The organism is Levilactobacillus lanxiensis (genome assembly GCF_016861655.1).
GTDB lineage: Bacteria > Bacillota > Bacilli > Lactobacillales > Lactobacillaceae > Levilactobacillus > Levilactobacillus lanxiensis.
The window spans coordinates 72,088-95,645 of sequence record NZ_BOLN01000004.1 but is presented as its reverse complement, the minus strand read 5'-3'; the positions used below and the strand labels follow the sequence as shown (position 1 = coordinate 95,645).

Below are 23,558 nucleotides of genomic sequence, written 5' to 3'. Positions count from 1 at the left end.
TTACTAGAAAACGCCTGAGATGAAAGTCTCAGACGTTTTTTTGATGCTGTTTACCTTCCTGTTGGTCATGCTGCTCCCTAGCGACCTGCCGTTGATACCCATCCAAAATGAGCATCAGATCAATTAATAAAAACAGGCCACCCAACACAAGATTAAACTTTACATAAGCCATTTGGACCGCTGAAAATGCCAGGATGGGCGCCAACTGCCACCACATGCTGTTGAGCACCGGATAACGCCGGTGCCAACGTTTCTGCACCAGCGGCACCACGATGACCGCCAACAAAACCATGACGGTTAGCGACACGCCGTACACCCCGGACAACTGGTGATTGAACCCAACTTCGAGCATGGTTCCGCCCCCTTTTACCTTAGTGTACCGCAACGACGCAATGATATGCTGACTAATCATTCCCACTGACGCATTTGTTCGTCGGTGACGCGACCTGCCGACCGACAAATTTCCCGCTAAAAAACTGCCTAATCATCTCCCCCAAATGGACAGACGACTAGGCAGCCGTTGCTTACTTTAATTTTTTCGCTGCATTAATCTGTTGGAACGTTTGTAGGGCCAGGTCTTCCGTTGACCAGTCTGGATACATCGTTTTCTTCTCGAAGTTGTTCGACAGGAAGACGACGCCATTCTTACCGTTCTTACTGATGGCAAAGGTGCTCTCGTAGTAATCGCCCATGCCGTGCCCGTAATACCCATTGCCCTGGTCGAGGTGGTAGACCCCACCGGCGTAATGAATCGTGGCGTCTGCCTCATGCAGCACCTGCGCGCCCGCTGGCGTGTTTAGCAGGCTGCCCTGGACAATTGCCCGTTCCGCTCTGAACACGTCACCCGTGCTCATCGTGGCGTTCCCCGTGGCCACCTGGACAGCCATGCTAGCTGCCGATGGCTTGTGTGGATCACTGTAATCTTGCGGTGTGGCGCCGGCATAGCCCGTCGTCATCCCCTTGGTCTTGGACCGCAACTGGGCAAAGCCAGTATGGTTCAGGTTCAGTGGCGTGACCATTTGCTGATAAAATAAATCGTAATAAGAATCATGCGTCACCTGATGCAAAATACCCGCCAGCAACGTGAAACAGATCTGCTGGTAGTCGAATTGGCCAATCTTACTAGGATTAATCCGGACGTTTTGACTGACGTACTGGTAAACCTCATTTTCCGTCAGCGTCCGGCCCGGTTTGAGCTCACCGGTAATCCCGGCCTCCATGTTGAGCATCTGGCGAATCGTCACGCGGTTACTGCCCTTGATGCCCGGATAATACTGATTCAACCGGTCCGTCAGTTGCAGTTGACCGGCCTGAGCCGCCTTAATGACCAAGAATCCGGTCATGGATTTCTGCACGGAATTGATCAGATACTGTGACGTGACCTTGTTCTTCTTGTGCTTGGCCGCGTTGGCAAACCCGAAGGCCCGCTGATAAACGACCCGGTCATTCTTCACGACCAGCGCCGTTCCCACGAACTTCTTGTTCTTCAGTTCCTGGGTCAGGTGGGCGCTAAATTTTGGCTGCGCCTGCCCCTTATTTGTGCGGTCAAAGGCCGTCTTGCTTAAATCCCGGTGACGCTTACTGGCCGCAGCATCCGCCGCCAGCGTTGCTTTGGTCTGCTGGGCGTGCTGACGATTACTCGTGGCCACTTCCCGCTTATCCTGCTGGTCAATAGCGTGCATGCCAAAAATCACGCCGCCAATCCCCAAGATGACGACGAACAATACCGCCCAATGGCGTAAGTTTCGTTTATTCAATTTTCTCTCCCCCAATTAGATTCCCCTACTGCCTTTTTACCGCCTAAACGGTCGGACCTAACTGTCTTACCTTGATTATACGAAAAAGTCGGCTAAAGACAATGAATGTCTTCGCCGACAGTGGGAACTTATTATTTACTTTAAAAACTTACAGGGTTTGCTTGGCTAATACGTTCAGCCGGTCATCAAAGTCGTAACGAATGGGTTCACCGTTCGCAACTTCAACCTTGCTAATATCCGCATCGGCCACGTGATCCAAGTACTTAATCAATGCGCGTAACGTACTGCCATGGGCCACGACCAACTGATTGTGCCCATCCAATAACCGTGGGGCAATCTGGTCCGTCCAGTAAGGTAACAGCCGATGATAAGCCATCTCTAGGCTCTCCCCACGGGGCTCCACGTGCGGTCCAAATTGGTCGTAACGCCGGTCCTGACTCACGTGATCCAGCAAGGGCGGCACCGTTTCAAAGCTTCGCCGCCAAATCTTGATCTGGGCCTCGCCAACTTGGGCCTTGACCGCGGCCTTGTTCTTCCCCCGTAATGCGCCGTAATGGCGTTCGTTCAGCCGCCACGACTTGTATTCGGGGATATACAGTTGGTCGATGGCTTCCAGCACGATGTTCGAGGTCACAATGGCGCGCTGCAGCATGGAGGTGTGTAACGCCCCAAACTGTAAGCCCGTGGCCGCCACCAATTTGCCAGCCGCAGCCGCCTGTTCACGGCCCTTAGCCGTCAGCGGCACGTCACTCCACCCCGTGAAAATGTTGTCTCGGTTCGCGACACTTTCCCCGTGCCGTAAAATGACCAGCGTTGCCATTGATCATGCTCCCTTTCTCTCTTTGCAATTCTCACTGATAATCATAACATAGGTTTGCCGTGGCTTCGCGCAATTTGTGCCTATTTTCACGTATTTTTCTCCTGCCCCTAATCTTTTGGAAACACCGATGCCAGCCACAAAAAAAGGCGTTCCCCAGAAGTTCTGAGAAACGCCTCATAGCAATTTTAAAGGTTAACCACTTAGTCAGCTGAGGATTCAGAGTGCGCTGCTAATTTCGCAGCCACTGGGTCGTCGGCTTCCTGGAAGTCGCTGGCGTCTTCTTCTGCCAAAGCAGATTCGCACGCCTTGACCCGGTTCCCCATGAAGGTAATGACTGACCCAATCAGGATAATGACAATTCCGACAATCGTGTTGGTCAAAATCTTTTCGTGAATCAGGATTGCGGCCATGATGGGTGCCAACCCTGGCTTGATGAAGAAGACCAGAGATGCCGTGGAAACGTCGGACCGTTCCATGGCTAAGAAGTAAAAGGCAAACCCACCACCGGTAACGCAGACCCCGATGAAGAATAAGATCCAGAAGTATTGTAAGCTAATATTTTGCAAGATGGGCATCGCCGCAAATTGACGAGACCAGCTTGCTTGCCGTAAGCCACTCGCAACGGCGGGGATGTGGGTGATCATCATGATCACGAACAATTCCAATGACCCGGCCAAGAACGTGAAGCAGGTCATGACAATCCCGTTGAAGTGGTGCCGCACGGAACCCCACCGGGACACGATACTGTACAACCCAAAGGTCAAGGCGGAGGCAATGGCCAGCGTCAAACCGACGGGGTTGGTCAAATGGGCGGGGTTCACAATGACGACCAATCCAATGATTGACACGATCACGGCAATCAAGTTCGCTCGGCCTAACCGTTCGTGCAAGATCAGATAAGAGAAGATCAAGGCGAAGACGGGGTTACAGCTGAACAGAACGGCCACAGTTGAAGCCTCGTCCACGCTAATGGCCAATTGGTACAGCGTCATACTGATGATGACACAGACCAGCCCGGTCAAGAAGAACAGGGCCCAGTCACTGCGGTTTAACCGGTGACTTTGTTTATGTAAGGCTCGTAAAGCAATCGGTAATAGGATCAAGCCCCCGATGAAAAAACGAATCAGGTTCAGCTGAATCGGATTGAACGCATTTCCAGCAGACTTCAGGGCAATTTCCATGGAACTAAACATTAACGTTGAAAACGCGATATACAATAGTGTTTTTCTCAAAACGAAAAAATGTTCCTCCTTATTAAGTCAAACGGCATCAATCAGGCAACGTGTTGCACGATGACCATCAGAATCGGAATGACCACTAAACTTAGGAGGGTAGTTTCGGTTACCATGATGGCCGCGTAATCAGCGTCGGCGCGGTAGAGTTTGGCCACCACCGGCGCATTCGTCATTACGGGCATCGCTGCTTGTAAAATAAAGACTTGTTTCATTAGAATTGGCATACTAGTCGGTAAGACGAGCAAGCCCATCAAGACCGGGGCGACGATGAAGCGTCCCAGGAGAATTCCCAGGCTGTCGCGGTCGACGTGGACATTTTGTAAGCCCGCCCCCGCAATTGCTGTGCCGATAAAAATCATCGACAACGGAATCGTTAGGCCACCAATATATTGGAAGTCTTGCATGATCCAGCCCGGCAATTGAATGTCGAGTAGCACCAGGAGAACCCCCAGAATGAATCCCAGTAACGGCGGTGAGAAAATCTTCTGCAGCGTTTGTTTGAGATCAAACTTGGCCGCCCCCTGCCCGTCGCGTTGAATCAGGTAGACCCCCAACGTCCAGAAAAATGTCGTGTTGGCCATGTAGTAGACCAGCACAAACGGCAGACTCTTGGGGCCGAACAACGCTTCGTTGACTGGCAACCCCACGAACACGGTGTTGGAATTCAAAAACATGGATTCAAACAGGCCGCGGTGCTTGGGATTAATGCGAAACGCATGGAAGGCAATGATGGAGAGGCCGAACATGATCAGCATTGAGACGATTGGAAATCGCAAATCCGGCAGCGTCTTCTTCAGCGTTTCCGCCGAGAACTTTGCCGTGATCGTACTAATCATGTAGGCGGGCAACGCAATCTGCGTGACCAACCGGGCAATCAACTTAGGCGCTTGATCATCAAACCAGCCACGCCGGGAAAGCACGTAGCCCAGGCCAATCATGACCAGGATGATCAAAACACCCGAAACGCTTCGAATAAAGACGGCCATCGGCGTCCCTCCCCAGGTAAACATTACCAAAAATTAGAGTTTCTTAAGCAACGCTTCTTATTATAGCACGTCCCCACCGTCGGCTCCCTTCGCAACCGTTTACAAATAGCGCTATAATACACTTTAGGTCAACTTGACAACTTGGTAAATCTGGCTTTAGCTGGTCTAGACGGCTCCCAAAACTAGCCGATTTAACCGGAAGAAACATTTACGAATGACGATTTTTATGGTCTAATGAATTAATTGAGTCTACAGATGGGATTCCAGGGGAATTAACAAATCTGTATCACTGGTGCCGCCACGTTACTTGTGCGCCTGGCCCGGTGCGTCAGCCAAAGCTTTTGATGAGGATGAGGAAATAATTATGCCAAACGATAATACACCTAAACGGCAGCACAAGCCTGAGGATTTCGAGCAGGTCTACGACAGCCGTGCCGACCGTAACTCACATTTTAAAACACCTAAGGTTCACCCACACCGCCCCATCATGTGGACGATTGTCTTGTTCGTCTTGCTCATGCTGGGAGGCGGCCTTGCGTATGGCTACCAAGCCTGGATGTCCGCGAAGAAGACGTTTAGCCAGACCTACGAGGCCTCGAACGCCGCCAAGAGCCGGAACGTTTCCGCCGTGTTGAAGTCCAACAAACCCTTCTCGATTCTCCTGATGGGAACCGATACCGGGGCGCTGGGCCGTTCAGACGTCGGCCGGACCGACACCATGATGGTCGCCACCATCAACCCGACCAAGGAAACCGCCTACCTGACGAGTATTCCGCGGGATACGCGGGTCACGGTCGGTTCCGGGGCCAACGCGTCGATTCAAAAGATCAACGCCGCCTACACGATTGGCGGACCAAAGACGGCCGTGAAGACCGTGGAAGACCTGCTGGACATTCCGATTGACTTCTACGCCATCGTCAACATGGGTGGCCTTGAAAAGATGGTCAACGCTGTGGGTGGGGTCGATGTGAAGCCACCGTTGACCTTCCAGTACGGTGCTGCCAACGTGGTCAAGGGTAAGAAGACCCATTTGAATGGGAAACAGGCGCTGGACTACTCGCGGATGCGGCATGATGATCCGTTGGGTGACTACGGTCGGCAAAAGCGACAACGTGAGGTCTTACAGAAACTGGTCGTGAAGGCGGCCGGCCTGTCCTCCATTACCCGTTACCAAACCATTTTGAAATCATTGAATGGGAACCTGAAGACTGACCTGACCTTTGATGACCTGATGCAGATTCGGGCCAAGTACGGGAATGCTTCCCACCACATCAAGTCCGAAACCTTACAGGGACAAGACGCAATGATTGATGGGCTCTCCTATCAAGTGCCAACCACGACCGAGCTGAAACGCGTCTCGAACCACATTCGCAAGACGCTGGGCCTGGCCAACACCAAGAAATTTACAACTGACGCTGATACCAGCACGACCGGTTACTCTTCCTATGACAATAGCGGGACGAACGGCGGCGGATACGGCTACTAATTTAAAACTGCTTCACGTGGCGTCCGGGAAAGTTCCGGGCGCCTTTTTTGTTAGCAACAGTCGGCTAATTCTTAAGATTACGGTCCCCGGTATTTTCTTCTTGCAATTTTTTGAAACACCCGGTAAAATTGGCAAATCGCTTGCCCATGAATTTTGATAAAACTGATCAATTTTAGGCTATCCCTAAAAAATTTGACCATTTGTCAACGCAAATTTTACCCCATTTTTACTTAAAATCAGTTGGACTGGGTTATCATTCGCTAATTAATACACACATCCCCTATTCCGGCTAAAATCACGCACTTGGCTACTCTCAGTAAGGAAACCAGCCGAACTAGCTTTGGCGGCAGTCGCCTTAATCACGAACCCGTCCGTTAGTGTGACTGACCAACGATTTGCGTCTCAAGCAAATCATAGCCTCCCGCAGTTACCACACTGAAAGATATATGTCGTTGTGCTTTTTCAAGATTGCGGTAGAATAGACTTAAAGTCATGAGTAGGAAGATTCTAAAGGAGTGGATCGGTTATGTATCGTTTCTTTGTACAACCACAGATCAATCAAGATGACCACCGAGTCTTCGGCTATGAAGTCTTGTTACGTAAGCAGGAAGAGGACGCTTGGGTCTTGCCGCATCATTTTACGGACATCTCTGTTGCCGATCAGGCTAAGCTCCTTGAGGACACGGCTTCTTCGTTACACACAGCCGTTAACAATCAGGTACTCGCTTTTAACCTCAATAATCAACAGCTTCGCAATCCCCTCACGTTGGGGACGGTGATTGCTTTAAAGAAACGCATTGCCCCAGCCGCATTGACCATTGAGTTAACCGAAGCCCCGACCCTCGAGGAAATGAAGCAGTTCAGTTTGGCTGTTCATCAATATGGTATTGGTTTGGTCTTAGATGATGTGGGCACGGGGTCCAACACGTACCAAAATATTCGCGACCTGTTGCCTTACGTGGACGAAATCAAGTTTGCCATGCAAAACCTGCGGATGAGCGGGGAAGCCGACTTGATTCCCGCCAGCCTCGCCTTCTGGGCCCAAATTTCTCGGGAATACCGGTTACGGTTGATCCTTGAAGGGGTCGAAGATGCGGACGACCAAGCGTTGGCCAAGCAATTCGGTATCACCCTGCACCAGGGTTACTTGTACGGTAAACCTAGCTTAGTTTAAATTTAACGGGAGTCTCGGAACCGGTTTCGGTGCTGAGGCTCCCTCTTTTTGCCCAAAATGGGTGAACTGCATGTGTCACTTTTAAGTTTGGTGAGTTAACATGTATGGTAGGTACAAATAAATGCTGAATATAGATTGGATGGTGTTCCTTAATGACTTGGTCTCACTGGTTTGTGACCCCGGCAATTACGAGTCTGTTCTTCCTGCTGGGCGTGTTGACGCTATACTGGTACCTCACCAACCGGATTATTCGGTGGTTTAAAACCCGTGGCAAACACCCCAATGAGGACAAGGTCCGCACCGACGTCGGTCTCGTCTATATGGTCGTGCTCAACGTTGGCGTGCAACTCGCCGTCAACCACACCCCCTATAGCTGGGCCTTCACCAATTTTCAAATCTTCGCGATTGTCTTTGTCAGTTACTTTCTGATGTTGGAAATTAAGTTCTGGCAGTTGGCTCTCGCTATCCTGCTGTTCATGGTCGTCAACCAAACGCTGGGACTGGGACTCGCCTGGGTCTTCGCGGTGGTCTTCATCGCCTACTTCTACGTGATGAAGTTCGTTCGCAGTCGACGGCACCACATGTGGCTCGACTACATTGAATACACTGTCGCCTCGTTGCTCCTCTCCGCAATCCTCTGGGGCGTGGTCGGCCAACGCTTTGGCCTCTCCTCTTCCATCATGATGTGGGAGCTCATTTTCAGTTTCTTCCTGCTCACCATCATGTACATTTACGTGGATTCGTTGATGAGCGGCGCGGCCACCCTGGCACAGCTGACCTATACCACGAACTACGATGACCTCACCCACGTAAAGAACTACTTTGCCTTTAAAAATGACTTCAGCGCGGCCTTCGACAACAGTAAGGTCACCCACAAGCCGCTGACACTGATGCTGTTCGATATCGACCACTTCAAGCACGTCAACGACACCTATGGCCATTTGGCGGGTGACTACGTGTTGGGACACACGGCCACCCTGATTAGTGATCAGCTCCGGCGCGTCGACCCCAACCTCGTCCTCTACCGAACCGGTGGCGAGGAATTCACGATTCTCTTTAAAAATTACACAACGGATCAGGCCCGGGAACACGTCGACGATATTGCCGAGAGTGTCCGGTCGGCTATCTTCTCGCACGGCGGCCAGCAAATAAGCGTCAGCATTTCCGTTGGCCTGACCCAGCTTCAAACGGCCGACGAGGAACAGTTGGACGTTTACCGACGAGCGGATCAGAGCTTGTACTACTCTAAACGCAACGGTCGTGATCAAGTGACCGTGGGATAACTATATAAAATTGGAACACAAAACGCGTCTGGAATTTTCTCCCAGACGCGTTTTTGAATACAAATTAACCGTTATTTTTTATCGAAAAGGTTATAAGGTAAATGGCGTGAACCATCGTCTTGGTCATGCTATAGTAAGGCTACCAAATCAGAAGATAGGCGGTGTTTCGATGTTCCCTGTGCTTACGCTTCGTTGTCTGCCATTACCACGCTTGTTGGCTCAGTCACGGCTTCTCAACGTCTCACCACAGCAGTTGCGCATCCCACCCAAACACCCGCCGCGATTACCGGAAGATGCCCAACCAGTAACCACCTAGGCCGATGACGAAGACGCCGACTAACAGCCACAACGGCTTGACGTGCCGGCGCAATAGCCAGACACAGCCCAGCGTCAACAGCAGGGGCACCAGTCCCGGCAGTAGCCGGTCCAGCATCCCCTGTAAGGACAAGCTCCCGTGAGCGCTCGTCGCGATGATGGGGGCCAGCTTGACCCGCGTCCACCGCGGCACGATAGCCCCCATAACAAACATCCCCACAATGGAGGCTCCCAGAGTTAGTTTCTGCAGCATACCGCTGCTCAGGGCCGTCACGACCTTGAGTCCCTGGCGATAGCCCCACCGTTGTGCGCCCCAGCGAAAGGCCAACCGCACCACGTTCCAACCGATGAAGAAGACTAAGGGACCGACGATGCCAAACCCACTCAGCGCTAAGCTGGCGGCAAAGGCACTCAGAATCGGCCGCCAGGTTCCCCACCAAACGGGATCGGCCACCCCGGCCAAGGACCCCATCATGCCAACCTTGACGGCACTGATGTCCTCAGCCGAGACCGGTTTGCCATTCGCATGGTCCTCCTCGAGGGATAACGTCACCCCAGTAATCAATGACTGCATGTAGGGCATGGTATTAAATAACGCCAAATGCCGTTCCGCTGCGGCGCCTGCATCCGCTTTATCCGGATAGAGCCGCCGAATCGCTGGAATCATTAAATAACAAAAGCCTAAATTTTGTAACCGCGGATAATTCCACGCTGCTTGTTCCCAACCGGATCGCCCGAAAATCAGGAATTGATCCCCCAGCGTGAGTTGGCGCGGTTTTGTTTGTTCAGTTGCCATTCGTCACGCCTCCTTAAAGATCATCCAGTTCGCGGTCCAATTCGTCTTCTTCAGTCTGATTATTGCCGCCACCATTATCGTGGTGACCACCATCCTGCAAGCGCAGGTAAAGAATCGCCAGTCCGACGCCAATTAAGCCTAGGGCGACCAAACTCAAATGGCCGTCCGTTGCGAGTGCAAAACCAATAAAGAAGAACGGCCAGAGCTGCCGGGTCGCCATCATGTTGATGACAATGGCAAAACTGACAACGACTAGCAAGCCCGCGGATACCCGCAACCCGCCCTGAATAACTTGCGGTAGCAGGTGGTAACTCGCATGGACCCAAGCACTCGGAATCCACATCAAAAACGCCGTCGGAATCAAAACGCGTAGGCCCTGTAAGACCACGCTGAGGCGCAAAATCCAGTCGATGCGGTGGAGATTGCCACTGGCAGCGGCCACATCGGCCTGTTGCACCAACGGAATAATCAGTTTGCGCAGGCCCTGCGTCAACCCCTGCCCGATCAAGGCTAAGGGAATGGCTAAAATGACCCCTGCCGCCACGGGCAAGTGCGCGGGGCCACTGACCCACCATGCGGCCACAACGGCGGCTAACGCCGGATCAGGGGCAACAGCGGCCCCTATGTTCATCCACCCCAACGTCACTAACTGCAGTGAAGCCCCGAGAGCAATCCCACTCACGAGATTCCCGGTTGCTAGGCCGACCAGCGTACAGGCAACGATGGGTTGATGAAATTCCCATTCATCAATCACACCTTCGATCCCCGCTAAGAAGGCAATAATCAAAACTCCCCAAATGCTCATGACCCGTTGACTCCCTTCTACTTTCTAATATGTACCGCAAAAACACCCCGCTCAGGTGGGGTGACCACCGAGTGAGGTGTTACGACAAACCCTTTTTAGCTGCTAACTTTAAGAAATCCTGTTTCCGATCCGTCGGAACCGTCTGCGCATAGACGTCGACACCAGCTGCGACCAACTTCTTGGCAGCCGCAACATCTGCTTCATCGGCGGACAGACTAGCCGTCAACAGGGTCTTCCCCGCCGTATAAGCTAGGTTACCCACGTTCACACCGGTCGCGGTCAAGTCGACACCTTGGTCCACCAAACTGGCCATTTCCGGCAGTGTTTCCATTAAGATAATCGGCTGAAAGCCATCAAAACGGGCATCCTGATAGATCTGCGCCATTTTCGCTAACGTAATGACGTTGGCCTTGGCTTCAGCTGGCGCCGCTTGGACGATCAACGTCTTGCGCAGTTGATCCTGGGCCACGTCATCGGAGACGACCAAAATCCGGTTAGGCCGTACCGTCTTGGTCCACACCGTCGCAACTTGACCGTGCAGTAAGCGGTTATCGACCCGCGCTAATTTAATTGTCATCGTCATAGTAACTCGTCATCTCCCGTGTTCGCTTGTAAATCTAAATGGCGAATGCCCCCTTGAGCTGCGCGCTCTAAGTGGGGAATCACCTCAGCCAAAGTCTGGTTCTGAATCGACAGTGCCTCAATCAGCATTGGCAGATTCAAGCCAGCCACGAGACCATATCGGTCCGGATGCTGGGCAACGACCCGACTAGCCGCGTTAAAGGGCGAGCCACCCCATAGATCGACCAAAAATAACAATTCGTCTACCGGGGCCATTTCTTGAATCGCCGCCTGGTAGTGATTGGCCAAGTCCTCGACACTTTCGTCGGCCGCCAGTGTAACGGCAATAATTTTTTGCGCTTTACCAAAGATCATTTCAGCACTTTGTAAAATTCCACGGGCAAATTCACCGTGGCTTGTGACGATTATGGCGAGCATCCTGCCACCCCTTCATCAATTCCGCTATTCAGCGGTTTTCCGTAAATTGCGTCTGAATTAAATATAGCATAAAAAAGCGGTTCCAGCTACTCCCTCAGCTAAATTTACAGGTGGTCCAGCATAGCCGCTGGCGTGATAAAACTAACGTCCGGCGTAAAATCAGTTGGCGTTCGGCCATTCCACGCTGCGAAACCAAAGGTCACGTGGGCCGCTGCCGAAGCCTCGGCGTCATACACCGTGTCCCCCACGTAAACGGTCTCCGCTGGCTCTGCCCCCAGCCGGTCCATGGCCAATAAGATACCATCCGGTTCCGGCTTGCCGTGGGCAATATCTTCGGCGACAATGGCCTGGCTAAAGTAGCTATCCAGCCCCATGCTGACCACATCCCGGTCATATTCAAACCGTTGCTTGGAGGTCATGATGGCGAGCCCCGCGCCGGCTGCCTTCAACTGGGCCAGTGCCGATTTAACTCCCGCATAAATGGCCACCGTATCCCGGTAATCCTGCGTCCGGGGGCCCCACTCGGCCAAGATGTCATCTACATCCGGCAACTGCAAGCGAATCAGTGCGTCCCGGCTGGGAATGCCAAACGTCTTTGCCAGCGTCGCATATTCCCGTTCAATCCCCCGGTCATGAAGAACGGCCTGGAGCGACTTCATATACATAGCCTCGGTGTCCAGTAAAGTCCCGTCAATATCAAAAATAAAATTTTTCATTTCGCAAGGTCTCCTTGTGCGTTTTTTACATTTTTAGGTAAAGAAAAATGGTGCGGCCATCACTGACCACACCATAGTTTATCACGCTTTACGGTAAGACTCTAATTCAGGTGCTGATGAAATTGTTTCACCCACAGGTTCGGCGTGCGCAACTGATGCAGTCAACGCTTCGACCTCTGGGTTCTTCCCAGCAGCGATATCTTCTGAACGTTGTAAGTTCCGCAATTGCTTCACGGCTCGAATCCAAGAGGGTACCAGGATGGCACAAGAACCCAACCAAGCCAATGGTTCCGCGGAAACGGCTCCGGCATAACCCAACGTGCCCACCAGGAACACCGCGGCAAAGACCCGCATGGTCAGTTCCCCGACACCCGCTAAGGTTGGCAAGACTCGCCGACCCAGGCCTTGGAGTGTGTTCCGGATGATAAAGAGGACACTTAACAAAAGGTACGTGCTCCCAATAATATTGAAGTAGGTTTGTGACAATTGAATGACGTGTTCGTCGGCCGTTCCAATGATCAACGTCACAATTGGCTTACCGAAGAAGATAACCAGACTCCCCGCCAAAACGGCGAAGGTCCCGGATAACCAGAGGGTCTTCTTGACCCCTTCCATGATACGACCGTACTTGCCGGCCCCAAAGTTCTGAGCGGCAAAGGTTGCCATGGTGACTCCGAAAGAAGACATGGGCAGTGAACACAGTTGGTCAACCTTGGACGCTGCGGTTGAAGCCGCAACGGAGTCGGTCCCCAGAGAGTTCAAGGCTGCCTGCATCACCATCGTGCCAATTGCAATGATGGACAGTTGAAAGCCCATGGGCATCCCCGTGGAAAAATGTTGCCAGAGTTCATCGAACCCGAATTTAAAATCTTCCTTAGTGATGTGTAGGAGTGGAATGGACCGGATGATGTAACCCACACAGAGGAGTGAGGCGACCACCTGAGAGATGACGGTTGCCCAACCGGCACCAGCGACGCCCATGTGGAAGACCAGGATGAAGAGTAATTCTAAAAGCACGTTAACCACGGTCCCGATGACCAGGAAAATCAGTGGCGTCCGGGAATCCCCGAGCGCACGAATAATGTTAGAGAGTAAGTTGAACGCCATCGACGCAAAGATTCCGGCAAAGATCGTGCTGATGAAGATCCGCGCATTGTCGAAGATGGACGCTGGGGTTTGCATTAATTTCAAGATAGGATCAACGAAAGTTAACGACAGAACCGTCAACACGATTGTCATTAAGATTGAAATGATAATGCTCGCGGCAAAGGACCGCCGCACACCCTTGTAATCGCGGGCCCCGAACCGGGTGGCCGTAATAATGGCCAAGCCAGCGGTCAGGCCTTGCGCGAATCCAATAATTAAGAAGTTGATTGAACCAGTCGCACCAACGGCGGCCAGCGCCTTCACACCAAGGGTTTGCCCCACAACTACAGTATCAGAGACGTTATATAATTGCTGAAATAAATTACCAATCAACAATGGAATCGTGAAAAAGAAAATAAGTTTGAGGGAATTGCCCTTGGTTAAGTCGCTCATACGCCGACCTCCTTCTAAAATTATGGTCAATTAAATTGACACAAGAGAACTACTATAACGCGTTCACCACCACTTGTCAGTACATTTGCCTGAAAAGATGAAAAGTGGTTGATTTAATTTTCAATCTTACGCTCTTCTTAAGGATTTTTGAAGGTCTATTTTCATGAAAACGATTGCTTGGTGAAAATGTTATCTGTTTGTCATTTTTCGGGGGTAATTTAATTGTTTCGGGGCTTCATCGTTAAATCAAAACCGTGCTGGCCAAGATTATTGGCTAACACGGTTTTTAGTACACACTAATCATCACATGTCATTAGTTTGTTTTGTGCGCCCGCTCGACTTTTCCTGCAACATGCCTAATTCCTTAGCCCGCGCAATGGTCTTCTTTTTCTCTTCATCAGAAAGACCTACCATGCGATAACGCAGAAGATCCTCTTTAGTTGCGTGCGCTATATCAAGCGGCGGAAAGTTCTGGCCCAGTTTTTCAAGTAAATTAAACAACTCGCCACCTTGTAGTCCCTATAGCCACAATTATATGGCTTTTCCTGCATAACCACCCTAACAAAACAAAAAAGCACCAACCCAATAGGTCGGTACTTTCTGTAAACCTCTGATGCGGCCAAGAAGATTCGAACTTCCACCCGGATTACCCGGACAAGATCCTTAATCTTGCGCGTCTGCCAATTCCGCCATGGCCGCATTTCAACGACTTCAAGCATAACAAAGTTGGCACTATTTAACAAGCCAATTCCCTAAGTGGTTAGAAAAATGGTTAGAAAATAAATCCGTGCGAGGAATACATATAAGATAGAAGAAACAATATTCAAAATATACTGAATATTATACAAAAAGGGTGTCCCACGCTTTTACGCGTGAGACACCCCTAAACTTACTTCACAAAACTATTATTTAACTTATTGCCGCTAATGAACATCCCGTTCGCTAGCTTAATTCGCGTTGCATTACCATCTTTAACAATCTTATCGACTGCAAAGATTGTTCCAGCGGGCCACCAATCAACTACATGGTGTAGCGACTTGTCTTTATAACGATGAGTCCCCCGAACTGATTTAACCTGCTTGGTCTTACCCCCTGCCACGTAGTATAGCCGGTTTACGTAGGCTTGATTAGCCGTGATAAATAACCCATTGGCTAACTTAAAGCGTGTCACTTTGCCATATTTAACCAGTGAGGCTACCTCAAAGCCCGTGTGAGTCGGCCAGGAGTCCACTGGATGCTTGAACTCTTTATCCTTGTATCGTTTAATTTCTGTTCGCGCGTAAACAACTTTAGGATTGTAGTCATAGTAAACGGCCTTCTTAGGCTTAGCGACCTTGGCAGCCGAACCGTAGTAGTAATCCGAATACATTTGGCTTACGTCAAGTCCACCATAAACCCCGGGAAATTTATGTGTCGATGACCATTGCCATCCATTGTAAGACTTGTACAGGTTCATACCACTGGGATTACTAGGATAGGAGGCAATCCAGCCCCCACGTCCAGAGTTATTTAATGGCAATGAATTAGTCCAACTTCCCATCGTATACACATCGGTTTTCGGATAACCCATGCGCTTAACCTCTTTGACCCATGCTCGAATTGTGGCAGAGTTTATGGACCAGCCTTTGTTGTTAGATTCAAAGTCCAAAACGATTACGCTGTCCTTACCGAGTCCCGCTGACAACGCGCATCGCGCCGCCATTTGTGCCTCAGCTTTGGCACCAGCCACTGTGGTAAACCGAGCAAAGTGGTAGCCATTAACGTGCATCCCAGCTTTAATCGCGTTGGTGATATTAACTTTTCGGGTGCCATCTGTAAAGTAAGTCCCCTCTGAGAGCTTTTGAACAATCGCCTTCACACCATATTTAGCCATGGATTTGTAGTTGGATACGGTCATATAGCCATTGTTATTTGAGATATCAACCATGTCTAAACGTGGCATTATTGATTGCCTCCCTCCGTTGGTTGTGCAGTAGCTGGAACTTTCAATGGATTAACTTCATCCTTAACTGCAGAACTGTTTACAGATAGTTGTTCCTGCTTCTTAGCGAACGCGGCTTCTGTGGACGCGAGAGCGGCGTCATACTTAGCTTGCTTAACTTGTGCTGCTGTGTTTTTAGTACTCAGCAATTGATAAGCCTTCTCAATGCCAGCCGATACTACCTTAGGATCGATTTCATGCCCAAAACCTTGTAGCTGTTCGGTTACCTGAGCAATCGCCTTTTCACGTTTTTCATCATTTGGAAGTTCGTACTTTGTTGACAGCTCTAATACTACGTTCGTAGCTAACTGGTCCAGTAGTAATAGTGCCTCACGTTGCCGAGAAGTCTTTTGCAATTCAACTTTATGTTTCAATGCTGGGTTAATTCGTGTAAACCATCCAACAAATGCCACCACGATGACACCCAAGATTCCTGTGTCATTTAACACTTTAAAAACATTCAATAGGTTATCCATAATGTCCTCCATCATAATTGGCCGTACCGATTCCGGTATGCTTCGTTTTCTGCCTCTAAGGCAGCGTTTCGCTGCTTTAGTTGCTCGTTCTCACGGACTTTAAGTGCGATTTGCTGATTAAGTTCTTGCTCCATTGCATCTTTCTTAGCTCGCAAGGCCTCTAAATCAGTAGAAAATTGCTTTCGGTCCGACTCACGATCACTTCGAAGTTGCTGATTATCTTGTTTAATTTGGTTCATAATCCATGATTCCAACTCTTGCCGGTCATTGTTCGACTGACGTTTATCCGTGTTAGCCCCATGAATGACTCCCCAAATTGTCACTGCTAATGCACCAATAGCCCCCAACAGTGTTGACCAGTCACTAATCCTCATGCCGATGGTCACCTCGCATTGCAGTGCCAATCAGCAACGCTACAGCGAGACCAATAAACACCCATGTCAAATTAAACCTAAAATCAAGTAATCCTCGGACACCAAATGCAACCATCATTGCACCATACAACGGTGCAATTGCAACAAGGCCCCAATCTCTAAGCTTCCTAGACTCACCAAGGACGCCAACAAGTAGGACAGTTCCGAAGACAATTAATAGTGCCGCGAACCACCAATCATCAGCAAATTGAAATGTAATTTTCTCAAAGTGTGATGGTGGCGGTGGCGGCGTAACTCGAGGATCATCAAGATAACCTTGATGAAGTAGGATATAAACTCCACATAATACTGAAAAAATTCCAAAGAAGAAATGGTTCCAATGACTATACATTCTCGCTAGCAAGCCATTACGTGAATCATGCTTCAGCAAGTGCTCACCCCTTCCCGATAAAAAATCCCATCAAAAAAGCACCAGCTACTAAAACTATGCTTGTGAAGTATCGGTGCTCACGGAGTTTTTTGCAGAACCTAAAATATTTTTGACATCTTCTTGCAGGTAGGTCGGAACTTCATCAATAGTTCTGCCCCCGTCCAAGACGTTAGCGGCGTAGATTGCTGAAAGTGCTGAGAATTTGAAATTTAACATAGTTGGTTATCTCCTTATTTGTTTGACTGTAGCTGGTCTAATGCGGTTTGAGTATCGCCGCGGAAAGGTGCGGGGACTTCTTCAATTGTCCAGGTACCTTCCACAATCGCTTGCGCATAAATTTGTGCCAATGCCGAAAATGCCATTACTTCGCCTCCCCGGTTGAAGAATCAGTTGTTGTGGTGCTCGTCTGTACTAGTTGTGCTGACAAGTAGTCAACAGCTTCCATCAGGCCCTGCTGAGTAAGTTCGTTGGCTGCCTTTAGACTAGCAATCTCTTTGGCCTTTTCTGCATTATCTTGAAGTAGCTGCGTTGTTCCATCGTATACAGCAGGTGTGGTCTCGTCGTCAACGCTCCGATGCTGCTCTTTCCCGTCATCATCCGTATAGGATTCGGACTTTTGCTTCACCATTTTCCACCCAAAGAACGTGTGATCACCAAGCTGTACGCCTGGCATCTGATACACCGCAAATCCATCAGGAATGGGTCCGGTCAGTGTAGCGTACTCGTCGTTTGCTGCCATTAGACATTACCTCCTTTGCCCGCTTAATGGTACAAGCAGGCTTCATATACTTCATGTAAAATCCATAGCTATCTGAGTGCTTAAGCCAGCCCCAGTAAGCGATGACACTTGCCGCATCGAATCGATTTAGTCCAGGTTTTTTGGAAATCTTTGCCATCCGGCGTTTAATTTTTAAAGCGTTTCGGCGACGCAAAGTCGTGTGGCCCCGGTACAGGCGCATTCCTAAAAAGTCGATAGGCCGTGAGTTGACCTTGAAGACTTGCCAGTTGGGCTTAACCTCCAGAAATTCATCAGCCAGGTAGCTGGAAATAGCTTGCTCTGCCTTGTGTAGCTTCTTTTTGTTCGGCCCCAGTAGCACTAGATCATCGATATTCCGTACAAGGTACGGAATTTGCAAATCATCCTTGATGTAATGGTCTAAGTCTTGCAAGAAAAAGTTGGCAAACCACTGGGAAGAGTAAAAACCGATTGGCAGCCCCTGTTCAAACTGGTCCACCAAAGTATCAAGTAGCCAGAGGGTATCCCGGTCCTTAATTTTTCGTCGGAACTTGGACTTGAGAATTGCCGTGTTGATGGATGGGTAAAATTTATGCACATCCATCTTTAGACAATACTTAGTGTTCTTGGGGTCATTTTGCAGCCACTTTTTAACTGCCTTTTGTCCCATTGAAGTACCGCGATGTGGGATTGACCCCACACTGTACTCATACATGCCTTTCAAGAAGATTGGCTGCAGTACTAGCATGGCGGCCCACTGAATAACTTGGTCCGGGTAGAACTGCGGCTTAGCAATTGTTCGTGTTTTAATCTTATCCCGAATCACACGACGAACCACATGGTTAGGCACGTACTCATGGTCTACTAGCATGTCATGCAACTGCATGACGTAGAAATCTTTGTTATCCAGAACACGGGAAACACCCTTACGGGTGCGTTTTCCCTTAGAGGCCTCTTCAATTGCAAGCCCCAGATTGTCTGAACTCACAATTTTATCGAACAAGTTTCCATATCGCTTCATTAGGCTCCTCCTTTCTTTTCAAAATGTGCATTTATGCAATTTGTTTTCCTTATTAGCTTCAAGAACTTTCGAGATATCCTACTAGCTCCTGCTTTGAGCAGCCTAATTTTTGCCAAGTGGCAGGGAAGATGCAGTGCAATTTCATTCATCAAATAAGGAGACGCGACCCGATGTCAGAATTCAAGTTCGAAGACGACTCGTTCAGATGCCAGTAGAAAACGCCATCGTTGCCGGAATTGTTCCAGTTGCCGCGCACCACAAATCCCCAAAAGTTCCCGGGGGAGAACTCCCCCGGTCCTCCTTAAGCCAAAGCCTTTTTAACGAGACGCGACCCGATGCCAGAATTCAAGTACGAAGACGACTCGTACAGATGCCAGCAGAAAACGCCATCGTAGCCGGAACCGTTCCAGTTGCCGCCGTAAAGAGCTACACAGTTACCACTTGGGGTATAGTTGTAATCTGAGTAATAGGTGGACTCACTGTCCCCTGTTTTCGTCGCAAACTGGGCAAAAGGATGATTGGTGTCTAATCCCATTCGTTCAGAGTACCCTGATTCTGCTACCGAATAGTTCAAACTAGTATAAGGGGCGGCAAATAGATCTGATTGATACTTAGACGAATCATCACATACCCATGGCTTTTTTGAGGCCATATTAACGCCATCGGCAAACTGAAAAATGTTTCCATACAGGTTCTCAATCCCACGATAATCCATTGCACCCGTTGGAGACAGGAATCCAGAAGAACCAGCATGATTGGTTCCAGAGCCGTTTTTCACTTGTGACCCACTAGAAATTCCGTTCATGATACTCTGAGAATTAATAGTTGCAAACTCAATGACAAATAGCACTTGCCAAACATCAATCACATGAACATCTAGCAACTGATACCCAGTCCCGTTGGCTTTAGCATCCGTTCTGAACGTTCCAATCGGTTGAGAAACCGTTGCCATTACTCCACTATTAGATTTTAGCTTGCCGCTACTGATTGTTCCTTCATAACGACCCACGTCCACGTAATCCAACTCTTTTTGATTAGTGAAGTCCCAGAAACACTTTGGCAGGTACCAAGTATCGTCAATTTTGCTCAGAGAAACTTGCCAGGTGGCCAGTTTGTCAGTCTGAGTCTTCTTAATGTACAGCTTGGGAATCCGGACAAAGGAGTTGCCCTTATCGTCTGTAATGGTCTTGTCCATCTTAGCCCAAGGACCCACAGTGTCAAAATCGTTTTGAGAACCGTTAATGCCCGCCACCAAGCCGACCGCGGCATCTGTACGAGTTAGCTTAGGGTCACTACTCATGTCCCAAGATACACCGAAAATTCGGTCGTCCATCGTCTTCACGGTTTCTGTGTTTGAGTACGGGCTATCACCGGCATAGTTAGATACGAAGGCTCGGAATTCATACTCTGAGTTGCCCGTGAGTCCAGTCACATGGCCCGACAGCACGGATACTGCTGACTGAATGCTGGTCCAATCGGTGTCACCACTCTTACGGTACTGAACGGTGGACGACACGATTGAGGCCCCACCATCAATTTTGGGAAGCGTGACCGTCCACTCCGGCTGGCCGACTGAGAAGTCCATTGCTGCAGTGAACCCTGGTGCCTGTGGCTTGTTCGCCATTAAAACCAGATCATCGCCATACTTGAGCTTACCGGCGTCATCTACTTCAAGCTCCACGCCAGAAATTGTCACACCACCTGACTTACTTGCCTGTGCAAAATGTCCTTCGGCTGCCGCAACCGCCCCGGACCCCGTCACATAAGCATTACCATCAGCATCCACTGGATCTGCTTTGAAAACATTACTGCCAGTCATGACGTTGTTTCCACCCTCAGTAACAATTCCTTCAGGTAGTTTTTTCGACAATTCCGATGTTAGTACATAGTCTTTGAGAATTCCTTCAAGCTCCTCATTAGACACGGACCCATCCGGCGAAATAACGATATTTACATTGGCAGCTGACCCTACATGGACCTTCAGTTTAAAGTTAGTGCCAACAACCGTAGAACCATTCTGAGCCACCATCAAATCTGGACTAACAGCGGTAGCAATCCCATAAAGGATTTCATCCCCATCTACAGGCTTGGCAAAAATTGCCAGACCACATAGTAAGTAATCAGCTGTGACATCTTGATTGCTTACCTTAACAGGGATATTAACAGTATGGTCATCTTGGACCGTGATAATACCAACCGACAGGTCTTGAACGACACTGTCTAGCTTTGTAACTGACTTCAGTTCATCGGAAGTTAGGTCCGACATATCCTTATCCGTTGTCTGAGCATGCGTGTACTGAATCTTTGTACCAGCTAGTGTTTTTGCCGACAGCTGATACCCCGCATCCGTGATAACCAGTTGATTCCATTTAGCCATGGTCTACCTCCCCACTCTCAATTTCATACTTCGTTGTAACCTGCTGAAACGAACGCATGTAGTTTGTATTCGTAATCGTATGCTCCATAGTTTCAGTATCCACATCACTAGGCAACTCAACCTCGTTCATCGTAGTTAGCGCCGTGCCCACATATACGTTTGCACTAGGACTAGTTACAAAGGACACACTAGACAACGTCACTCCAAGCACCAGAGCCTGCTGCAGCTCAGTAATAAAAGACTGGATAATTTCCGGGTGTTCAATTTCATCCAGCGGCAAATTATATACTGATACGTGAAATGGCTTCCCAATCGTCGAACCATCCGGTTGAATAACGTAATCGTTCTTCACTTGGAAATCGTGTTCATCAATACTAAAGGTCGCCGAAATGATTCGGATTAACTCGTTGAAGGTTCCTTGCGAAGTCCGTGTGATTGTCCGCAATTTCAGCAAGAAACGATAGATATCATCAGGCTCACCAAGTCGCAACAGACCCCAGTCATCCCCATAGTCATCCAGCTGACCACCAACCATGTTATCCAGGGCAATGGCCTTCTTCATATTCTCAGTATCCTGGATATCATCATATAAGAACTTATCAAATACCCGCATCATTCGTTCGGTTGGGCTCCCCGGTGCTGTATTAATGCGATTAGTCGGAACTGCCAAGACCTCATCTTCGTGATAGCTTTCAAACTCATTCTTGACCATTGATTGTCACCCCGATTGCATCGTCTGTGGTCTCAGCCACGGCAAAGTTATCCAACTGGATATCTGCCCGTTTCAAATCATCTTCCGCTATCCCCCAGGTCAAGTCCGTCACGTTGCTAACTGATTCAACATCATAGATAACGCCGAACAACTGGGTATACTTCAGCTTGTCTCCCATGCTGAAGTCATCCATCCAGGCCTGGATGCTATCCCGAATATCCTGAATAACATCATCGCTAGTCAACTCACCGATATCACCTAAGTCAACGCTAATGCTCATGTAAATTGTCTGCGTCGATCCAATAGAAAAAGCGACGTGATGAACGTCGCCATTATCCAGTGGAATATCAAATTTTTGTGAGCCTGTCAGCACGATTCCAGCTGCTACATTGTCCGAAATAACCTGTGCCACGTCCTGCTGAACGCCACCCAGAACAAAGATGTGAGTCGTGTACGGCGGGTCGCCCACCAGCTTAGGAACGTCCTCATTAACAACATAACGATAGCTTTTCACATCTGGCAGCTGGAACAGCGCTGTAGAAATACCGTTAGGTGTCGGCGATACCGTTGCCTTTTGTGCCATTTGAACCCGCCGGCGTAAATCATAGTCCAATTCCATATCTGCCCCACCAGAGGCTGGTTCGGGGTTCGTCACATCAGTAATTTCTTCAACGTACATGACCTGATCAGTAATTGTGTTGGCGTCACAGTTGTACTCTTCACCAACCTCTTCGGCCCAGACTCGAACAGTTGCTGTGCCACTCGTTCCAATCGTAACCTCTTCCTCAGTTAAATAGTTTCGGTCCTGATTATTGCTAAACATGGTCTCTTCATCAACTACATAGCCTGGTGTCCCCGTAATTGTTAGCTCAGTCTGTGCATAGGCCGCTACGTTGCGTGAGACTCCAAAATTACTAGCCAAGCGGTCTAAATCCACACCCTCAGCTAGCCAAATTGAGATAGCATCATGCAAATCCTCTTTGGTCAAATCCGACGCTTCTAGTTGCCGGGCTAGTGATTCCGCAAACGTCTCCACGTACGACCCTGTGGATAGATCCACATCCGGTCCTAGGTTTTCATTCTTCTGCAGCTCCGTTTGAATGGCTAAAAGCCAATCATCATAGTCCTTAGGTACGAATCCTGTAATTGTTAGTGGCATTCATTCACCTCCTTAAATACTAATGGATGCGTCAAAGTCTAAGTTAGGGTCGCCATTGTCAGCAATCAGATTATCATCCGCCAGCTGAAGAACCGTCTGAATGGTGGCAATCCGTTTATCATAGTTTGGCGTAACGGTAATACTAATGACTGCTTGGATGCGGTCGTCCTGTTCCAGCGCCTCAGAAATTTTGTCTTCAGCCAGATCGGCGTTATTGCCATCACTAAAAAAGTCTAGCCATTCAACGCCAAAGTCAATGTCATTGACCGCCCAGCCTACCGAAGATAGCAGTCTCATCTCCAACGATTGCTTCAGCTCATCGACGCCATTCACAATGTCCCGTCCATTAGAAAAATCAGGGTCTCCATTTTCATCCATCTT

At 49.3% G+C, this 23,558-nt stretch carries 27 protein-coding genes and 1 tRNA gene; 3 read left to right on the top strand and 25 right to left on the bottom strand.

Features of this window, described 5'->3' with window-relative positions; all coding sequences use genetic code 11:
* Positions 1-28 precede the first annotated feature (28 nt).
* The 5 genes from JUF22_RS06155 to JUF22_RS06135 form a co-directional block, all read right to left on the bottom strand.
* A complete protein-coding gene (locus tag JUF22_RS06155) occupies positions 29-412 on the bottom strand; it encodes a hypothetical protein (RefSeq protein WP_203644584.1) in 384 nt (127 codons plus the stop codon).
* Positions 413-524: 112 nt separating this feature from the next.
* A complete protein-coding gene (locus JUF22_RS06150; protein WP_203644582.1) occupies positions 525-1,757 on the bottom strand; it encodes a serine hydrolase domain-containing protein in 1,233 nt (410 codons plus the stop codon).
* A 148-nt stretch (positions 1,758-1,905) separates the two neighbouring features.
* Positions 1,906-2,577: a 2,3-bisphosphoglycerate-dependent phosphoglycerate mutase gene (locus tag JUF22_RS06145; RefSeq protein ID WP_203644580.1), complete on the bottom strand. Its 672-nt coding sequence runs from the start codon at positions 2,575-2,577 to the stop codon at positions 1,906-1,908.
* Between the two features lie 200 nt (positions 2,578-2,777).
* Positions 2,778-3,809, bottom strand: a complete 1,032-nt coding sequence (locus tag JUF22_RS06140; RefSeq protein ID WP_203644578.1) for a DMT family transporter — start codon at positions 3,807-3,809, stop codon at positions 2,778-2,780.
* A 41-nt stretch (positions 3,810-3,850) separates the two neighbouring features.
* Positions 3,851-4,798 (bottom strand): AEC family transporter, encoded by a 948-nt coding sequence (locus JUF22_RS06135; RefSeq protein WP_203644576.1) that lies wholly within the window; start codon positions 4,796-4,798, stop codon positions 3,851-3,853.
* A gap of 364 nt (positions 4,799-5,162) precedes the next feature.
* Here JUF22_RS06135 and JUF22_RS06130 point away from each other — a divergent pair, with 364 nt between their 5' ends.
* From JUF22_RS06130 to JUF22_RS06120, 3 genes are all read left to right on the top strand, one after another.
* Complete coding sequence (locus JUF22_RS06130) at positions 5,163-6,284, top strand: LCP family protein (protein WP_203644574.1); 1,122 nt, start codon at positions 5,163-5,165, stop codon at positions 6,282-6,284.
* Positions 6,285-6,810: 526 nt separating this feature from the next.
* Complete coding sequence (locus JUF22_RS06125; RefSeq protein ID WP_203644572.1) at positions 6,811-7,458, top strand: EAL domain-containing protein; 648 nt, start codon at positions 6,811-6,813, stop codon at positions 7,456-7,458.
* Between the two features lie 152 nt (positions 7,459-7,610).
* A complete protein-coding gene (locus tag JUF22_RS06120) occupies positions 7,611-8,741 on the top strand; it encodes a GGDEF domain-containing protein (RefSeq protein ID WP_203644570.1) in 1,131 nt (376 codons plus the stop codon).
* A 283-nt stretch (positions 8,742-9,024) separates the two neighbouring features.
* Here the strand turns inward: JUF22_RS06120 and JUF22_RS06115 are convergent, their stop codons facing one another.
* The 20 genes from JUF22_RS06115 to JUF22_RS06025 form a co-directional block, all read right to left on the bottom strand.
* The gene (locus JUF22_RS06115; RefSeq protein WP_203644568.1) at positions 9,025-9,852 is read right to left on the bottom strand and encodes a PTS system mannose/fructose/sorbose family transporter subunit IID; all 828 of its coding nucleotides are present in this window, start codon (positions 9,850-9,852) and stop codon (positions 9,025-9,027) included.
* A 13-nt stretch (positions 9,853-9,865) separates the two neighbouring features.
* Positions 9,866-10,657 carry a mannose/fructose/sorbose family PTS transporter subunit IIC gene (locus JUF22_RS06110; RefSeq protein ID WP_203644567.1) on the bottom strand — a complete coding sequence of 264 codons (792 nt, stop codon included), beginning with the start codon at positions 10,655-10,657 and terminating at the stop codon, positions 9,866-9,868.
* A 79-nt stretch (positions 10,658-10,736) separates the two neighbouring features.
* Positions 10,737-11,240 (bottom strand): PTS sugar transporter subunit IIB, encoded by a 504-nt coding sequence (locus tag JUF22_RS06105; RefSeq protein WP_203644565.1) that lies wholly within the window; start codon positions 11,238-11,240, stop codon positions 10,737-10,739.
* Entirely contained in the window at positions 11,237-11,656 is a 420-nt protein-coding gene (locus JUF22_RS06100; protein ID WP_125765647.1) for a PTS sugar transporter subunit IIA, read from the bottom strand. The genes JUF22_RS06105 and JUF22_RS06100 overlap by 4 nt, the downstream gene beginning before the upstream one ends.
* A gap of 104 nt (positions 11,657-11,760) precedes the next feature.
* Positions 11,761-12,372 carry an HAD family hydrolase gene (locus tag JUF22_RS06095; protein ID WP_203644563.1) on the bottom strand — a complete coding sequence of 204 codons (612 nt, stop codon included), beginning with the start codon at positions 12,370-12,372 and terminating at the stop codon, positions 11,761-11,763.
* Between the two features lie 81 nt (positions 12,373-12,453).
* Positions 12,454-13,911, bottom strand: coding sequence for an MATE family efflux transporter (locus tag JUF22_RS06090; RefSeq protein WP_236000733.1), 1,458 nt, complete (start codon positions 13,909-13,911; stop codon positions 12,454-12,456).
* Positions 13,912-14,214: 303 nt separating this feature from the next.
* Complete coding sequence (locus JUF22_RS06085; protein ID WP_203644562.1) at positions 14,215-14,412, bottom strand: hypothetical protein; 198 nt, start codon at positions 14,410-14,412, stop codon at positions 14,215-14,217.
* Positions 14,413-14,525: 113 nt separating this feature from the next.
* A tRNA-Leu gene (locus JUF22_RS06080) sits at positions 14,526-14,610 on the bottom strand.
* Between the two features lie 190 nt (positions 14,611-14,800).
* Positions 14,801-15,853, bottom strand: a complete 1,053-nt coding sequence (locus tag JUF22_RS06075; protein WP_203644560.1) for a GH25 family lysozyme — start codon at positions 15,851-15,853, stop codon at positions 14,801-14,803.
* Entirely contained in the window at positions 15,853-16,368 is a 516-nt protein-coding gene (locus JUF22_RS06070) for a hypothetical protein (RefSeq protein WP_203644558.1), read from the bottom strand. Before JUF22_RS06070 ends, JUF22_RS06075 begins: the two co-directional genes overlap by 1 nt.
* Before the next feature lie 11 nt (positions 16,369-16,379).
* On the bottom strand, positions 16,380-16,691 hold the full coding sequence (locus JUF22_RS06065; protein WP_203644556.1) for an FtsB/FtsL family cell division protein: 312 nt from the start codon (positions 16,689-16,691) through the stop codon (positions 16,380-16,382).
* A 40-nt stretch (positions 16,692-16,731) separates the two neighbouring features.
* Positions 16,732-17,172: a hypothetical protein gene (locus tag JUF22_RS06060; RefSeq protein ID WP_236000732.1), complete on the bottom strand. Its 441-nt coding sequence runs from the start codon at positions 17,170-17,172 to the stop codon at positions 16,732-16,734.
* Positions 17,173-17,226: 54 nt separating this feature from the next.
* A complete protein-coding gene (locus JUF22_RS06055; RefSeq protein WP_203644554.1) occupies positions 17,227-17,388 on the bottom strand; it encodes a CD1375 family protein in 162 nt (53 codons plus the stop codon).
* Between the two features lie 14 nt (positions 17,389-17,402).
* Positions 17,403-17,534: a CD1375 family protein gene (locus tag JUF22_RS13840; RefSeq protein WP_268890136.1), complete on the bottom strand. Its 132-nt coding sequence runs from the start codon at positions 17,532-17,534 to the stop codon at positions 17,403-17,405.
* The gene (locus JUF22_RS06050) at positions 17,534-17,911 is read right to left on the bottom strand and encodes a hypothetical protein (protein ID WP_203644943.1); all 378 of its coding nucleotides are present in this window, start codon (positions 17,909-17,911) and stop codon (positions 17,534-17,536) included. The genes JUF22_RS13840 and JUF22_RS06050 overlap by 1 nt, the downstream gene beginning before the upstream one ends.
* Complete coding sequence (locus tag JUF22_RS06045) at positions 17,865-18,929, bottom strand: RNA-directed DNA polymerase (protein ID WP_203644552.1); 1,065 nt, start codon at positions 18,927-18,929, stop codon at positions 17,865-17,867. Before JUF22_RS06045 ends, JUF22_RS06050 begins: the two co-directional genes overlap by 47 nt.
* A 301-nt stretch (positions 18,930-19,230) precedes the next feature.
* Positions 19,231-21,306, bottom strand: a complete 2,076-nt coding sequence (locus JUF22_RS06040; protein WP_203644550.1) for a fibronectin type III domain-containing protein — start codon at positions 21,304-21,306, stop codon at positions 19,231-19,233.
* Positions 21,299-22,018: a hypothetical protein gene (locus tag JUF22_RS06035; protein ID WP_203644548.1), complete on the bottom strand. Its 720-nt coding sequence runs from the start codon at positions 22,016-22,018 to the stop codon at positions 21,299-21,301. The genes JUF22_RS06040 and JUF22_RS06035 overlap by 8 nt, the downstream gene beginning before the upstream one ends.
* The gene (locus JUF22_RS06030) at positions 22,005-23,177 is read right to left on the bottom strand and encodes a baseplate J/gp47 family protein (RefSeq protein WP_203644546.1); all 1,173 of its coding nucleotides are present in this window, start codon (positions 23,175-23,177) and stop codon (positions 22,005-22,007) included. Before JUF22_RS06030 ends, JUF22_RS06035 begins: the two co-directional genes overlap by 14 nt.
* 12 nt (positions 23,178-23,189) lie before the next feature.
* A complete protein-coding gene (locus tag JUF22_RS06025) occupies positions 23,190-23,555 on the bottom strand; it encodes a contractile injection system sheath initiator (protein ID WP_203644538.1) in 366 nt (121 codons plus the stop codon).
* Between the last annotated feature and the right edge of the window lie 3 nt (positions 23,556-23,558).

Bases quoted from the DNA above. Each gene is read 5' to 3' on its own strand.
- JUF22_RS06105 (WP_203644565.1), bottom strand. From the start codon at position 11,240: ATGACGATGACAATTAAATTAGCGCGGGTCGATAACCGCTTACTGCAC.
- JUF22_RS06035 (WP_203644548.1), bottom strand. From the start codon at position 22,018: ATGGTCAAGAATGAGTTTGAAAGCTATCACGAAGATGAGGTCTTGGCA.
- JUF22_RS06155 (WP_203644584.1), bottom strand. From the start codon at position 412: ATGATTAGTCAGCATATCATTGCGTCGTTGCGGTACACTAAGGTAAAA.
- JUF22_RS06130 (WP_203644574.1), top strand. From the start codon at position 5,163: ATGCCAAACGATAATACACCTAAACGGCAGCACAAGCCTGAGGATTTC.
- JUF22_RS06145 (WP_203644580.1), bottom strand. From the start codon at position 2,577: ATGGCAACGCTGGTCATTTTACGGCACGGGGAAAGTGTCGCGAACCGA.
- JUF22_RS06055 (WP_203644554.1), bottom strand. From the start codon at position 17,388: ATGTTAAATTTCAAATTCTCAGCACTTTCAGCAATCTACGCCGCTAAC.
- JUF22_RS06040 (WP_203644550.1), bottom strand. From the start codon at position 21,306: ATGGCTAAATGGAATCAACTGGTTATCACGGATGCGGGGTATCAGCTG.
- JUF22_RS06120 (WP_203644570.1), top strand. From the start codon at position 7,611: ATGACTTGGTCTCACTGGTTTGTGACCCCGGCAATTACGAGTCTGTTC.
- JUF22_RS06025 (WP_203644538.1), bottom strand. From the start codon at position 23,555: ATGGATGAAAATGGAGACCCTGATTTTTCTAATGGACGGGACATTGTG.
- JUF22_RS06100 (WP_125765647.1), bottom strand. From the start codon at position 11,656: ATGCTCGCCATAATCGTCACAAGCCACGGTGAATTTGCCCGTGGAATT.
- JUF22_RS06095 (WP_203644563.1), bottom strand. From the start codon at position 12,372: ATGAAAAATTTTATTTTTGATATTGACGGGACTTTACTGGACACCGAG.
- JUF22_RS06110 (WP_203644567.1), bottom strand. From the start codon at position 10,657: ATGAGCATTTGGGGAGTTTTGATTATTGCCTTCTTAGCGGGGATCGAA.
- JUF22_RS06045 (WP_203644552.1), bottom strand. From the start codon at position 18,929: ATGAAGCGATATGGAAACTTGTTCGATAAAATTGTGAGTTCAGACAAT.
- JUF22_RS06050 (WP_203644943.1), bottom strand. From the start codon at position 17,911: ATGGCAGCAAACGACGAGTACGCTACACTGACCGGACCCATTCCTGAT.
- JUF22_RS06135 (WP_203644576.1), bottom strand. From the start codon at position 4,798: ATGGCCGTCTTTATTCGAAGCGTTTCGGGTGTTTTGATCATCCTGGTC.
- JUF22_RS06070 (WP_203644558.1), bottom strand. From the start codon at position 16,368: ATGGATAACCTATTGAATGTTTTTAAAGTGTTAAATGACACAGGAATC.
- JUF22_RS06090 (WP_236000733.1), bottom strand. From the start codon at position 13,911: ATGAGCGACTTAACCAAGGGCAATTCCCTCAAACTTATTTTCTTTTTC.
- JUF22_RS06075 (WP_203644560.1), bottom strand. From the start codon at position 15,853: ATGCCACGTTTAGACATGGTTGATATCTCAAATAACAATGGCTATATG.
- JUF22_RS06030 (WP_203644546.1), bottom strand. From the start codon at position 23,177: ATGCCACTAACAATTACAGGATTCGTACCTAAGGACTATGATGATTGG.
- JUF22_RS13840 (WP_268890136.1), bottom strand. From the start codon at position 17,534: ATGGCATTTTCGGCATTGGCACAAATTTATGCGCAAGCGATTGTGGAA.
- JUF22_RS06115 (WP_203644568.1), bottom strand. From the start codon at position 9,852: ATGGCAACTGAACAAACAAAACCGCGCCAACTCACGCTGGGGGATCAA.
- JUF22_RS06125 (WP_203644572.1), top strand. From the start codon at position 6,811: ATGTATCGTTTCTTTGTACAACCACAGATCAATCAAGATGACCACCGA.